This is a genomic window from Stenotrophomonas sp. YJH_SMC_37, from assembly GCF_059370035.1.
The window spans coordinates 175,058-188,894 of the sequence record NZ_JCAFTG010000005.1 but is presented as its reverse complement, the minus strand read 5'-3'; the positions used below and the strand labels follow the sequence as shown (position 1 = coordinate 188,894).

The window sequence follows — 13,837 nt, the reverse complement described above, 5'->3', positions numbered from 1 at the left end:
GGAGAGATTGATGAACGTTCGTATTCCTGCAGTGCGGCTCGGCTTGTTGCCGGCCGGCATTGCGCTTGCCTTGGCACCGTCTTTCGCTTCGGCGCAGGACGCAGCTGCCGGCGGCACGACCGACCTGGACCGCATTTCGGTCACCGGTTCGCGCATCCGCCAGGCGAGCATGGAAACCGCGCAGCCGGTCATCGCGCTGCAGCGCGCCGACATTGAAAAGCAGGGCTTCACCAGCGTTGCCGACATCGTGCAGAACCTGTCGGCAACCGGCTCGCCGGCGATCAGCCGCGCCGATGCCCTGAGCTCGGGCGAAGAAGTCGGCGGCCAGTACGTTGACCTGCGCAACCTCGGCCCGCAGCGCACCCTGGTACTGCTGGACGGCAAGCGCATGGGCGTCAGCTCCGGCGGTTACACCGATCTGGCCTCGATCCCGACCTCGATCGTCGAGCGCGTGGAAGTGCTGACCGACGGCGCATCGGCCATCTACGGCTCCGATGCCATTGCCGGCGTGGTCAACATCATCACCCGCAAGAACTTCGATGGCCTGGAAGCCAGCGTCTACCGCGGCCAGTACGGCCAGGGCGACGGTGACAAGGAAACCTACAACTTCGTCTACGGCATGACCAACGACCGTGGCTCGTTGACTTTGGGTGCCGAGTACAGCGACGAGAAGCCGGTGCTGGCCAAGGACCGCCGCTTCAGCGCCTATGCCAACGGCCCACGTCATCCGTTCCCGACCGAAGATGACGCCAACGGCTGGTCGGCGATCACCGAGAAGGGCGTACTGGTCAACGGCGGCAAGAACTACGTCGTGAACCCTGGCGCCGATCCGACCGATTTTGCCAACTACCATGAGCTGACCAACGCCGACCTGTCCAACCCGACGCAGCAGATGTATCTGTCGACCGGGATCAAGCGTCGCTCTGTGTTCGCCAACGGCCAGTACGATTTCACCGACAACATCCGCGGTACCGCCAACGTTCTGTATACAGAACGCGAGGCGCTGCAGCAGATCGCCGGTTACCCGTACCGCTCCAGCGCGTATGGCACCAAGCTGTCCAAGGACAGTGCGTTCAACCCGCTGGACCAGGATGTCGACTTCATGCGTCGCACCTGGGAAATGCCGCGCCAGACCAAGTCCGAGCTGAATACCTTCCGCTTCTCGGCCGGCCTGGAAGGCTCGTTCGAGTTCGGCGATAAGTACTTCGACTGGGATGTCGGTTACGTCTACAACCGTAACAAGGGCACCAAGACCGGCACCGGCAACCTGTTCATCCCGAACGTGAAGAATGCCGTCGGCCCGTCGTTCGTCGAGAACGGCGTTGCTTACTGTGGTGCCCCGGGTGCGGTCATCGCCGGTTGCACCCCGTGGAACCCGCTGCTTGGTTATGGCATCGACGGCGCTGGTTCGCTGTCCAACCCGGATCTGCAGAAGTATCTCTTCCTGCCGACTCACGACACGTCGCTGACCACCTCCAAGGTCTACAGCGCCAACCTGTCCGGCGCGCTGTTCACCCTGCCGGCCGGTGACCTGTCGTTTGCAGCAGGCTACGAGCACCGCGAAGAGCAGGCCGAATACAACCCGGATGCGCTGCTGCAGTCGGGCCTGAGCACCGACCTGGCCGGTGCGTCCACCGCCGGTGGCTACAAGCTCAACGAGTTCTTCCTCGAGCTGAACGTGCCGATCCTGGCCGACCTGCCGTTCGCCAAGGAACTGTCGGTCGACATGGCCGGCCGTTATTCGGATTACAACACCTTCGGCAACACCTTCAACAGCAAGTTCGGCCTGAAGTGGAAGCCGATCGATGACCTGCTGGTGCGCGGTACCTACGCCACGGGCTTCCGTGCGCCGACGGTGGCTGACCTGTACGGCGGCACCTCGCAGACCTTCGACAAATACACCGATCCATGCGACACCCTGTTCGGTGCCGCGGTACGTAACCCGCAGGTTGCCGCGCGCTGCGCCGGTGCCGTCCCGGCCAACTTCCGCCAGGAAGCATCCGGCGGTATCGATGCCACTGGCCCGGGGTCTCAGTCCAACTACGCCTACCTGTCCGGCTCCAATGCCGAACTGCTGCCGGAAACCTCCAAGACCTGGACCGTCGGCCTGGTGTACAGCCCGAACTTCGTACAGGGCCTGGACATCAGCCTGGACTGGTGGAAGATCCGCATCGACAACGTGATCGCGGCCGAGTCGGTTACCTCGATCCTCAACCAGTGCTACATTCTGGGCAACGCCAACGCGTGTGATCGTGTCACCCGCGATCCGGAGAATGGCTCCCAGGTGACCGACGTCACCCGCACGCTGATCAACGGTGGTTACCAGGAAACCGCTGGTTACGATCTGGGCATCAAGTACCGCCTGCCGGAGTTCTCCTTCGGCAACATCATCATCGACTGGAAGACCACCTACGTCGATTACTTGGAGTACAAGCGCGACAACGAAGAGCAGACTGCCGTCGAGCAGCACACCGGCTGGGGCACTGGCGACTGGGGTGGCAACTTCCGCGTGCGTTCGAACCTGAACATCGATTGGAGCCTGGGCAACTTCGGTGTCAACTGGGGCATGCGCTACTACTCAGGGCTGAAGGAAGAGTGTTCCTACGACCGCACCGGTGGCGCCGAGTGTAACAACCCGGACTTCTCCTCGGCCTACACCCTGGCCATTCCGGTCCGCAACACCGGTTCGAACACCTTCCACGACCTGCAGGTGCGTTACAACACTCCCTGGAACGCCACCATCTCGGCAGGTGCCAACAACGTGTTCAACCACGAGGGCCCGGTCATGTACAGCCAGCCGAACTCGAGCTTCTCGTACTACGGTGGCTTCGACATCGGTCGTTTCTACTACATGAAGTACACCCAGCGCTTCTGATCCATCGAAGCGTCACAGCAGAAAGAGGAGGGCGGGCCGCAAGGTCCGCCCTTCTTGTTTGTGCGCTGCACCGACTGAGGAGATCCACGCCATGCGTGGATGGTTCTTCAGGCACAACGGAAAAGGCAGGCCACCCGGCCTGCCTTTCATTCCCTGCGAACTCGCCCTGGGCGGTGCCTCAAGCCTCGCTGGGTACCAGTCCCATCAGGCTGTTGGCATGCTCCCGCCACTGCGGCAGCCTGTTGAGAACACCTGCGCGCTGCAGGTAGTCCTCGTCCACCGGATCACCATTGACCAGTGCCAGTGCCACGTGCACTGCGCCGGTCACCCAGAAGCTGCGTGTATTGGCACGCTGCGGCTGCAGATGGAACGCGACCGCTTCGATGATCGGCATCGGCAGGCCCCACAGGCCGAGCAGATAGGCACCGGCTTCGGCGTGGCCCGGGCGGGTGTCACCGGTCAGCGATGGTTCGCTGCGCTCGTTGCGCACGCCGGGCAGCAGCAGGCCGATGTCGGCCAGCAGTGCCGCGGTTGCGCCCAGCTCGGCACTGGATTCGGGCAGCAGGCGTGCGGCCAGGCGCGAGGCAAGCAGGGCGCGCTGCTGCAGTGAATTGCGCTCGGCCGTGGACAGTGTCGGTGCCGAGAACACCTCGCTGGCCAGTACCAGATCGCGAAGCGTCGACAGGCCGAGGCGGGTCACGGCGGTGCGCAGGTCGGCGATGGTGCGGCCCTGGCTGAAGAACGCCGAGTTCGACAGCTGCAGCACCTTGGCCGCGATTGCCGGATCAGCGGCCACCAGCTTGGCGACGTCGGCGCTGTCGGCGTCGTCGTCATGTTCCAGTGCCTGGGTCAGGCTCAGGTACAGGTGCGGCGGCGAGGGCAGCTTCTCGATACGGCCGATGGCGTCGCGCAGGCGCGGGCTGTCCAGCACTTCACGCAGCTCTTCCAGGCTGGTCAGCGCTTCCAGCAACACTTCCGGTGCCAGCGGCAACGGCAGGAAGCGGTGGGCCACGCCGATCAGGCGTGCCGGCGGCGGCCGGTTGCCGTGCTGGGCGTCCACCAGCGCAATGCGGATGGTTTCCGGGCGCAAGGTCCGGATCTGGCCCAGCAGCGTGGTGGCATTGAGATCCGGCAGCTGCGGGCAGACGATCACTGCATCCACGCCCTGCGTGGCCACCGCGGTCATTGCGGACTGGCCATCGGTGGCGGTCAGCGGCTGCCAGTCTTCCCCAAGATCGGCAATGAATTCGGTCAGCTCGGCCGGCAGGCTGGCTGCATCCCCAACAAGCAGAATACGCACGACACATTCCCCTGGCTGTCTCGACGATGGATGTCGACGACGTGTGAAGTGACGCAATTTACCTAATACGGCGGCAAGAGTGATGTGCCGTCGTCATGAAACGTGACCCGCATCGCTCCGGCAGGGCATGCCGGAGCGATCCGGTTCAGGCTCAGGCCTTGCTGTCCAGATGGCGCTGGTGCGCCTCGATCAGGATCTGCTTGGCCTCAGCGGCGCCGCCCCAACCGTCCAGCTTGACCCACTTGCCCTTCTCCAGGTCCTTGTAGTGCTCGAAGAAGTGGCCGATGCGCTCCAGCCAGTGGCTGGACACCTGGGCGATGTCTTCCACGTGGGCGTAGCCACTGAAGATCTTCGACACCGGCACGGCCAGGATCTTCTCGTCGCTGCCCGCCTCATCGCTCATCTTCAGCACGCCAACCGGACGGCAGCGCACGACCGAACCCGGCACCAGCGGCAGCGGCAGCACCACCAGCACGTCGGCCGGATCGCCGTCGCCGCACAGGGTGCTCGGCACGTAGCCGTAGTTGCAGGGGTAGCGCATCGGGGTGGACAGGATGCGGTCGACGAAGATCGCGCCGGTTTCCTTGTCCACTTCGTACTTCACCGGCTCCGAGTCCTTCGGGATCTCGATGATGACGTTGATTTCTTCCGGCGGGTTCTTGCCGGGCGAGACGAGTTCCAGACCCATGGTCGTGCTCCAGGTGGGGGATATAGACGGATAGCCCCCCATTTTATGCCTTTGCCGGGCGCTGTGCAGGGGGAGGGGGGCTGACGGCAGGGCGAGGAAGGCGCCGACCCGGCGGGCCGGGGTTGACCGATGGGTCCGGGTGGCGTGGGCGCGCAGGCTGGATGTACCTACCCGAGGAGTTCCCGCATGAAACCATCCGCCTTGTCACTCGGCCTGTTCTGCGCGCTGCTGATCGCGCCCGCCGCCCACGCTTTTCCCTACGTGGACCTGATCGACTACCCGCACCAGGAAGCCGACTGGGACCGCTTCTTTGCCCTGGAAGGGCGTCTGCAGCACGGGTTCGACGCGATCTGCGGCGACACCTTCTGCGAGGGTGAGTACAGCGACATCCGGGCGCTGCGCCTGCGCTGTTCGGTGGACGCGGTGCGCGGCACGGTGCATGAGTGCCTGTGGGCATTTGCCGCCAGTGACCTGGCCGTGTCGCGGAACGACGGTGCGATCGTGGCCCGGCAACCGACCTGGCTATGCCGGCTGCCGCTGGTGCCTGGCACCCCGGTTGAGGACTTCCATGCGGCGCTGGCGGCCCGTAATCCGCTGCATGATCCGTTGCCCGGCACGTCGGAGAGCGTCTATGACGGGCTGACCGGCTGCATCCACTGATGCGAACGTGACTGATTCTCATTAACGGAGTAGCATGCGCGGCGCCTTCCGTCTGTCGTCCCGGTTCCGCGCATGTCCTCCAATGCCGCCTCCCTTACCGAACTGCTGATCCGTGAGCGGCCGGCACTGCTGCGTCGGGTGCAGCGCATCCTTGGCGGCGACAATGGCGCCGAGGATGTGATCCAGGCGGTGTGGTTCAAGGCCCGTGGGGTCGACGACAGCCAGGCCATCGACAACCCGCGGGCCTATCTGTACCGGCTGGCCGCCAACCTGGCCACCGACCACGGCCGCGAATCGACCCGGCGCAACCGCCTGCTGGCCGACCACTACCTGTGGGGGCCGGACGAGGTCATCTCGACCGAGGAACAGGCCATGGCACAGGACGAGCTGCAGCGGGTGCTCGATGCGGCGGGGCACCTGCCGGAGCCGACCCGCACCATCTTCCGGCTCAACCGCCTGCAGGGCCTGACCCAGGCCGGGATCGCCCGCCGTCTCGGGGTGTCGGTGACGACCGTCGAGAACCATGTGCGCACCGCCCTGCAGCGGCTGGCGTGGGCACGCAGCGGCCGATGATCGCCCCGGCTTGGGGCTGGCCCTCGCTGGAACGTCTTGATCACTGGACCGTGGATGCGGTCTAGTTCCTCCGCCTGCGCTTGAATGCGCCTGTCCGCCAGCCGATGAGCCCGCCGAACACGCTGCCCGCCGCCAATGACGATGCCCTGGCCGAACAGGCCCGGGGCTGGATCGCGTGGCTGGCCTCGGGTGACATCGGCGAAGGGCGCATGCACGAGTTCGAGCGCTGGCTGGCACAACCGGGGCACCGACGCGCCTTCGAACACGAGCGCGCGCTGTGGCGCAGTGTCGGGCCACGCCCGCAGGTCCGGCCCGCCGAACGCCCGCGGCCGCATCGAATGCGCTGGGCAATGGCCGCTGCAGCCGCGCTGGCGATGCTGGTGGCATGGCCGGAGGCCTGGTTGCGGCTGCAGGCCGACCATCGCAGCACGCATGTCGTGCAGAACGTGCAATTGCCCGATGGCAGCCGCGCAGTGCTGGATGCGGACAGTGCGATTGCCGTGCGCTTCAACGCACATGCACGCGAGATCGAGCTGCTGCGTGGGCGTGCCTGGTTCGAGGTCAGCCCGGATGCGCAGCGACGTTTCAGCGTGCGTGCGGGCAACGGCGTGATCGAGGACATCTCGACCGCGTTCACCGTCGCGCGCGGCGATGACCAGGTTGAAACCCAGGTCGGGCAGGGCAGGGTGCGCGTGGCCAGCCCGGCCGACGGTGGCTGGACTTATCTGCAGATGGGCCAGCGTGCGGTCTATGGCGAGCACAGCGGCGTGACGCGCCTGCGGGATGTGGCTGCCGACAGCGTCGGCGCGTGGCGGCAGGGCGAGCTGCTGCTGGAGCAGGCCAGCGTCGCCGACGCCGTGCAATGGGTGGGGCGTTATCGCGCCGGCCCGACCTTCGTGCGCGGCGATCTATCGCAGCTGCCGGCGGTAAGCGCGGCGTTGCGCATCGACCGCCCGGAACAGGCGCTGGATGCGCTGGCCGCGACGGCTGGATTGCAGGTGACCCGGCTGCCGCTCGGCGTCGCCATCGTCCATCGGTAGATCCACGCCATTGCCCCGGTGCCGACCAACGGTCGGCACCCACCACTACAACCAGCCACGCAACCGTCGGCACCCACCACTGCAACCTGCCGCGCAACCGTCGGCACCCACCACTGCAACCTGCCGCGCAACCGTCGGCACCTGCTTCGACTGCAAATCCCCTTGGGGTTGCCACGCTTTCATCCGTCTTACTCCGCGAACGTACCCGCCGCCGCCACGTACGTCGCCGTGTCCGCCTGTGTTGCGGATGACGCCGCGCCTGCGGCACCGATTACCTGACAGGTTCCCCCATGTTCGACTCCCACCGCCCGGGCCGCGCGATGCGCCCGTCCCGCCTGTGCATCGCCCTGCTGGCCGCCGGCCTGGCCAGCGCCGCACCGTCCGTGCTGGCACAGGGCGCCACCGGCAACCACGCTGCCGTGCAGCGCTTCGACATTCCAGCGCAGCCGCTGGATGAAGCGCTGCGCAGCTATATGCGCCAGTCCGGCGTGCAGGTCGTGTATCCGGCCACCCTGGCCCAGGGCGTAACCTCGCGTGCGGTCAATGGCAGCCTGCCGGCCAACGAGGCGCTGCAGCAGCTGTTGCAGGGCAGTGGCCTGGCGGTGCGCCGCGTCAGCGCAGATGCAGTCACTCTGGAAGCGGCGACGCCGGTGCAGGCCGACAGCGGTGTGATCGTCACCGACACGCTCAGCGTGGCCGGCGACCGCGTCGACAGTGGCGCGACCAGCGACGAGGCGCGCCTGCTCGACAGCTATCGCAGTGTGGGCTCCACCACCACGCTCAGCCGCACGCAGCTGGAACGTTTCCGCGGCACTTCCAACGGCGACATCGTCAAGGGCGTGGCCGGTGTCACCGCCGGTGACCCGCGCGTGGGCAATGGGTTCGACGTCAACATCCGTGGTATCCAGGGCCAGGGCCGCGTGCCGGTGATCATCGACGGAGGCCAGTCCAGCATGGACACCTACCGTGGCTATGCCGGCCAGTCACAGCGCACCTATCTCGACCCGGACCTGATTTCCAGCCTGACCATCACCAAGGGCCCGAGCCTGCAGGCCAACGCCTCCGGTGGCATCGGCGGCGTGGTCGAGATGGAGACGCTGAAGATCGATGACGTGCTGCGCGAGGGGCGCGACTTCGGCGTACGCGTGCGTGGCGGCCTGGCCAACGCCAGCGCCAACGACCTGCCGTCCTACAGTGCCGCGCCGCGTTCCGACCGCAGCGCCACCGGCAGCCAGTTCTTCAACGTGGCCGCAGCCGGTCACTGGGACCGCTTCGATCTGGTCGCCGCCCATGCTTACCGCGACAACGGCAACTATTTCTCCGGCAAGCACGGTTACGACGACTTCCCGCAGACCCGGCGCACGCTGGCGCCGCTGAACCCGCCGCGTACCGAGGTCTTCAATACCTCGGCGCGCTCGAAGTCGGCGCTGCTCAAGGGCACCTGGCGCATCGACGATGCGCAGACGCTGGAAGCGGGCTACCGCCGCTACGAAGGCACCGCCGGCGAGATCATGGCGTCGCAGATCATCCGCGTCGACCGCGATCGCATTCCGCAGTGGGACCCGGGCCATGTCGACATGGACAGCTACACCCTGCGCTACCGCTTCAATCCGGACAGCGATCTGGTCGACCTGCGTGTCAACGCCACATACACCGATACCGACAGCGTGATGTACAACAGCCTGACCGGCATCACCCCCTGGTACTTCGATCGCCGCACCGAGTGGTACGACGCGCCCAGCTTCAGCGGCGACCCCGGCTACAAGGATGCCTACCGCAATCCGCTGCGGCAGAAGCGCTTCGGACTGGATGCCAGCAACACCTCGATGTTCGATACCCGCGCCGGTGCGTTCACCCTCGACTACGGCCTGTCCTACAGTGACGAAGACATCGCACCGGGCAGCTCGGGCCCGGTCATGCACGATGACCTGGTCAACAACCGCTTCCTGCGCAACGCCGAGCGCAAGGAATACAGTGCCGTGGCCTCGCTGAAGTGGCAGCCCGATGAGCATTGGGAACTGCTGGCCGGCGGACGCTGGAACCGGGTGGATGTGCATGACCGCAACCGCCTGGCCACGCCCGACGCCTATGAGGTGCAGGGCCAGTACCGCTACACCGAACTGCTCAATGGCAACCCGGCGCTGCCGTCGTGGCGGGCCAAGCGCATCGCGCTGCTGAACTGGTACCCGGACGCCAACGGCAACTTCACCCAGGAATCGCTGCTGGCCTCACCGTACAAGAAGGGCACGGTGGGCGACATCGGTGGCTGGAACTTCTACGACGCCGGCAAGCCGCAGGACCTGGAAGTGCCGGTCAGCTGGACGTGGTCGCAGCCGATCCGCCGTCGCGACACCGCGTTCTCGCCGACTGCCAGCGTGGCCTACCGCTTCAGCGAAGACACCCTGGTCTACGTGAAGTACGCCGAGGGCACCAAGCTGCCGAGCCTGTTCGAGACCACGCTGGGCCTGTTCACCGCCGCCAAGCCAGTGGGCGAGTTGAAGCCGGAGCGCGCGCGCAGCTGGGAAATCGGCGCCAGCACCCTCCGCTACGACCTGTTCGCCGCCGGCGACCGCCTGGCGCTGAAGCTGGCGTACTTCGATACCCGCATCGACGACCTGATCACCCGTGACTACCGCACGCTGTCGGCGGGCCTGATCCGAAACGTCGACCAGTTCAAGGTCTCGGGCATGGAGTTCCAGTCCAGCTATGACAGCGGCAAGGTATTTGCCGATCTGTCCGCGCACTACTACTTCAAGGCCAAGACCTGCGCGCCGGACATCGCCGCCGAGCGCCGTGCCTACGGGGCGCAACGCAGGAACGGCGAGCTGGCCAACACGCCCGACTGCGTGGACGGCGGCTTCGAGGGCTCGTACACCAATACCCAGAACCCGCCGCGCTACATGGTCAACCTGACCCTGGGCTCGCGCCTGTTCGAGGAGCGCCTGACCTTCGGCACCCGCGTGGTCCACAACGCCGGCCCGATCAGCAAGCTGGACAAGGACTGGAACGTAGGGCTGTCGGCGATCCAGCAGCTGTACCGGCCAACCACGCTGGTGGACCTGTTCGCCAGCTGGAGCTTCAACGACCAGCTGTCGGTCGACGCCGGCGTGGACAACCTGACCGACCGCTACTACCTGGATCCGCTGGCGTTGGGCGTGATGCCGGCCCCGGGCCGCACTGCGCGGCTGGCGCTGACCTGGAAGTACTGATCGCCAGCGTATGAGCGGTGGGGTCGGACCGCCCTCGGTGGGTGCGGACCTTGGTCCGCACCGCTTCCGCCGTGCAATCGCCAGCGCCCCGCCGCGCCCGGCGTCTACTTACAGCCCGGTCGCGGCCTTCACCGCATCTTCGTGCAGCGACTCGTTCAGCTCGTCCACCACGGTGGTCCATGCCGCATCGGCCTGCAGCGACTCGGACAGGAACTGGCGCTGCGCATCGTTCCAGTACGGCGCCTCGACCACTTCCACATCGGTGGCCAGCTGGTGCTCGCGGATGAAGCGGGCGATGCCCTCGGCGCTGGCGTCCAGGCCCAGCTGCAGGAACAGGTTGGTCATGCGCGGTTCGGTGGTGATCATCGTCGGTTCCTGCGGTAAGAAGGGATGCGCCATTATCGGCGCACATAGCCTTGGGGAAAGCCCCGTGGCAAACGTCTACAGCAGGACGACCCCCTTGGCATCCCCCATGAACGCACACATCGCCCCTGAAGAAAGCCGCAGCCTGCGGCTCAAGGCCGCCACCCGCGACAGCCACGGTGCCCTGGACAAGCGCATCATGGCCGGCGACATCTTCGCCGACCGCAGCAATTTCGCCCGTTTCCTGCGCGTGCAGTATCGCTTCCACCGCAGCATCGATGCGCTGTATGCCAACCCTGCGCTGGACGCACTGCTGCCGGACCTGGGCGAGCGCCGCCGCCTGACCCAGGTCGCGCGCGACCTGCAGGACCTGGAGCAGACCCTGCCGGGGGCTGATATCGCGGCGTTGCCGTCCGATCTGGAACTGCCCGCCGCGTTGGGGTGGCTGTACGTGGCTGAAGGCTCCAACCTGGGCGGCACCATTCTGTACAAGATGGCCGCCAGGCTCGGCCTGGACCGTGATTTTGGCGCCCGCCACCTGGCCGCGCATCCGGATGGCGCGGCGCGCCACTGGCGTGAGTTCACCGCTGCGCTGGACGCGGTACCGCTGAGTGTCGAGCAGGAGCAGCAGGTGATCGATGCCGCCGACGCCGCGTTCCGCAGCGTGCACGGCCACGTCGAAGTGGAATTCGCCTGATGCGCGGCGCGCGCCCACAGGTGCAGCGCTGATGCGCTGGCTCTGGTTCGCGCTGGGCTGGCTGATGGTCGGGCTCGGGGTGATCGGCGCGTTGCTGCCGGTGATGCCGACCACCATCTTCCTGATCCTGGCCGTGGGCTGCTTCGCGCGCAGCTCGCCGAAGTTCGAGCAGCGCCTGTTGGCGCATCCGCGCTACGGCCCGTCGCTGCGGTTGTGGCGCGAGCAGGGCGCGGTATCGCGCAAGGGCAAGGCGTTTGCCAGTGCCGGCATGGCGCTGGGCTTTGCCCTGTTCTGCTGGGGCGCGCATCCGTCCTGGCGCCTGCTGTTGGGCGTGGGCCTGTTCTTCGCGGTCAGCGCCGGCTACGTGCTGAGCCGACCGGCCCCCCGGCTGGAGCCCCATCCGGTCGTGGAAGTGGACGACGCCAATGATCCGCGCGCGGCCCGTAGTCGCGCAGCGACCCCTGATGCTGATGGAAGCCGAGATGATGCTGCCTGCTGACCTGGCCCCCGTGGCCGCCCCCGCATTGACCCCGTGGGGCATGTACCTGGCCGCCGACGTGGTGGTGAAGGCCGTGATGATCGCGCTGGCACTGGCGTCGCTGTCCACCTGGACCGTGCTGTTGGCCAAGGGCTGGGAGCTGACCCGCCAGGCCCGGCAGCTGCGCGCGGCGCGCGCGCTGTTGCTGCAGTCCGCACAGCTGCCGCCGCAGAGCGGAGAGGCAAGTCTGCAGCAGGGCACCGCACTCGCCATGCTGGACGCCGCCCGCACCGAACTGCGCCTGTCGCAGGATCTGGATAGTCGCGACGGCATCAAGGAACGCATCGCCTCGCGCCTGGACCGCATCGAACTGGAGACCGCGCGCGTGCAGCGGCGCGGCATCGGTGTGCTCGCCAGCATCGGCGCGGTGGCGCCCTTCGTCGGCCTGTTCGGCACGGTGTGGGGCATCATGAACAGTTTCATCGGCATCGCACACAGCAACACCACCCACCTGGCGGTGGTTGCGCCCGGCATCGCCGAGGCCTTGCTGGCGACCGCACTCGGCCTGGTCGCGGCGATTCCCGCGGTACTGGTCTACAACCATTTCAGCCGCGTGTTGGCCGGCCTGCGGGGCCTGCTCGGCGATCTGTCGGCGGCCGTGCAGCAGCTGGTTTCGCGCGATCTTGATCGTGCCGTGCCGCGTGCCGCAGCGGCACCGCTGCGCGCGGTGCACTGAGGCGCGACGATGGCGATCAGGACCGGGTCCGACCGCGACGACGCACCGGAAGAAGCACACGAGATCAACGTCACGCCCTTCATCGACGTAATGCTGGTGCTGCTGATCATCTTCATGGTAGCCGCACCGCTGGCCACCGTATCAGTGCCAGTGCAGCTGCCGGCCAGCAGCGCCAGTGCCACGCCGCCCGAACAGGCGCCGGTGTATGTGACCGTGCAGGCCGATCTGTCGCTGCGCGTGGGCGAGCAGGCGGTGGCGCGTGACGGGCTGGCCGCTGCATTGCAGGCGGCCACCCACGGCGACACCGCGCAGCGCATCTTCCTGCGTGCCGATACCCGCGTGCCCTACGGCGAACTCATGGCCACGCTGGATGCGCTGCGTGCGGCCGGCTACCTGAAGGTGGCGCTGGTCGGTGTTGAGCAGGGTGCGCGATGAGTGGACTGCGGCGCTGGGCGACCAGCCTGGCAATCGTGCTGCTGGTGCACGCGCTGCTGATCGGCGTGGCCTGCTGGCGGGCGATGCGTTCACCGGTGGTGGCTGCGGTAGCGTCGCCCGCGGCGTTGATGCTGGAGCTGGCGCCGATGGCGCGGGCGCCATCCGTGCCCCCGCGTGAAGTGGCGACGGGCCCCCTGCAGCAGCAACAGCAGCGGCAGGCGCCGAAGCCGGTGCTGCGTGAGCAACCGAAGGCGCCGATGCAGCCGCAGGGTGATTTGCCACCGCTGCGTACGCCGGAGCCGACGCCCGCGCCGGAAACCGCCGAGACCAATGTCGCGCAGACCAGCGCACCGCCGCAGGTGGCAGCCGATGTGGCCGCACGCTACACCGCACCGCAGACCACCGCCGGCGAGCGCAGTCGCGCCGAGGCGACCTGGGAAGGACGCCTGCTCGCGCACCTGCAGAAGCACCGGCGCTATCCACGCCAGGCCGAGCGGCTGCGCCAGCAGGGCGTGGTCTACGTGCGCTTTGCCGTGGCCCGCGACGGTGTGGTTTCGGCGGTGGTGCTGGGCCGCAGCAGCGGCTTCGCGTTGCTCGACCAGGAGACGCTGGACACCGTGCAGCGGGCCAGCCCGGTCCCCGCGCCGCCGGCCGAGGTGCCTGGCGGCCCGGTGCAGGTGATGGTGCCGGTGTCATTCTTCCTGCGCGGGCGCTGACCGCCATCGGGGTCGGATCCCTTTCCGCAGGACAGGGCTCTGACCCGAGCCGGAATTCAAGGCAGCG

Annotated in this window: 13 protein-coding genes; 10 read left to right on the top strand and 3 right to left on the bottom strand. The window is 67.0% G+C overall.

Translation table 11 applies throughout. The annotated features are described in order from the left end of the window. Positions 1–10 precede the first annotated feature (10 nt). Positions 11–2,875 carry a TonB-dependent receptor domain-containing protein gene (locus AC5P8J_RS09715; protein WP_171952672.1) on the top strand — a complete coding sequence of 955 codons (2,865 nt, stop codon included), beginning with the start codon at positions 11–13 and terminating at the stop codon, positions 2,873–2,875. A 178-nt stretch (positions 2,876–3,053) separates the two neighbouring features. Here the strand turns inward: AC5P8J_RS09715 and AC5P8J_RS09710 are convergent, their stop codons facing one another. Then, positions 3,054–4,175: an HDOD domain-containing protein gene (locus AC5P8J_RS09710; RefSeq protein WP_111098777.1), complete on the bottom strand. Its 1,122-nt coding sequence runs from the start codon at positions 4,173–4,175 to the stop codon at positions 3,054–3,056. Positions 4,176–4,326: 151 nt separating this feature from the next. Further along, positions 4,327–4,863, bottom strand: coding sequence for an inorganic diphosphatase (gene ppa / locus AC5P8J_RS09705; RefSeq protein ID WP_005410935.1), 537 nt, complete (start codon positions 4,861–4,863; stop codon positions 4,327–4,329). 186 nt (positions 4,864–5,049) lie between these two features. Between ppa and AC5P8J_RS09700 the strand changes: the two genes are divergently transcribed. From AC5P8J_RS09700 to AC5P8J_RS09685, 4 genes are all read left to right on the top strand, one after another. Then, positions 5,050–5,523 (top strand): hypothetical protein, encoded by a 474-nt coding sequence (locus AC5P8J_RS09700; RefSeq protein ID WP_031270307.1) that lies wholly within the window; start codon positions 5,050–5,052, stop codon positions 5,521–5,523. Between the two features lie 72 nt (positions 5,524–5,595). Then, positions 5,596–6,096, top strand: coding sequence for an RNA polymerase sigma factor (locus tag AC5P8J_RS09695; RefSeq protein ID WP_019662030.1), 501 nt, complete (start codon positions 5,596–5,598; stop codon positions 6,094–6,096). Between the two features lie 104 nt (positions 6,097–6,200). After that, a complete protein-coding gene (locus tag AC5P8J_RS09690) occupies positions 6,201–7,136 on the top strand; it encodes a FecR family protein (protein ID WP_227854044.1) in 936 nt (311 codons plus the stop codon). 290 nt (positions 7,137–7,426) lie between these two features. Continuing rightward, entirely contained in the window at positions 7,427–10,345 is a 2,919-nt protein-coding gene (locus tag AC5P8J_RS09685) for a TonB-dependent receptor (RefSeq protein ID WP_494540075.1), read from the top strand. A 108-nt stretch (positions 10,346–10,453) separates the two neighbouring features. Here AC5P8J_RS09685 and AC5P8J_RS09680 read toward each other — a convergent pair whose 3' ends face one another. Next, the gene (locus tag AC5P8J_RS09680) at positions 10,454–10,711 is read right to left on the bottom strand and encodes a DUF2789 domain-containing protein (RefSeq protein WP_006390068.1); all 258 of its coding nucleotides are present in this window, start codon (positions 10,709–10,711) and stop codon (positions 10,454–10,456) included. A gap of 106 nt (positions 10,712–10,817) precedes the next feature. Between AC5P8J_RS09680 and AC5P8J_RS09675 the strand changes: the two genes are divergently transcribed. Genes AC5P8J_RS09675 through AC5P8J_RS09655 form a run of 5 tightly spaced genes read left to right on the top strand, consistent with a single transcriptional unit; the run spans position 10,818 to position 13,770 of the window. Further along, positions 10,818–11,405 (top strand): biliverdin-producing heme oxygenase, encoded by a 588-nt coding sequence (locus AC5P8J_RS09675; RefSeq protein ID WP_019662027.1) that lies wholly within the window; start codon positions 10,818–10,820, stop codon positions 11,403–11,405. A gap of 31 nt (positions 11,406–11,436) precedes the next feature. Continuing rightward, positions 11,437–11,904, top strand: coding sequence for a YbaN family protein (locus AC5P8J_RS09670; protein ID WP_021203620.1), 468 nt, complete (start codon positions 11,437–11,439; stop codon positions 11,902–11,904). Then, the gene (exbB, locus tag AC5P8J_RS09665) at positions 11,891–12,619 is read left to right on the top strand and encodes a tonB-system energizer ExbB (protein WP_111098782.1); all 729 of its coding nucleotides are present in this window, start codon (positions 11,891–11,893) and stop codon (positions 12,617–12,619) included. Before AC5P8J_RS09670 ends, exbB begins: the two co-directional genes overlap by 14 nt. 9 nt (positions 12,620–12,628) lie before the next feature. Beyond that, positions 12,629–13,054: a TonB system transport protein ExbD gene (exbD, locus tag AC5P8J_RS09660; RefSeq protein ID WP_021203622.1), complete on the top strand. Its 426-nt coding sequence runs from the start codon at positions 12,629–12,631 to the stop codon at positions 13,052–13,054. Then, positions 13,051–13,770: an energy transducer TonB gene (locus AC5P8J_RS09655; RefSeq protein ID WP_227854042.1), complete on the top strand. Its 720-nt coding sequence runs from the start codon at positions 13,051–13,053 to the stop codon at positions 13,768–13,770. The genes exbD and AC5P8J_RS09655 overlap by 4 nt, the downstream gene beginning before the upstream one ends. The last annotated feature ends 67 nt before the right edge of the window (positions 13,771–13,837 follow it).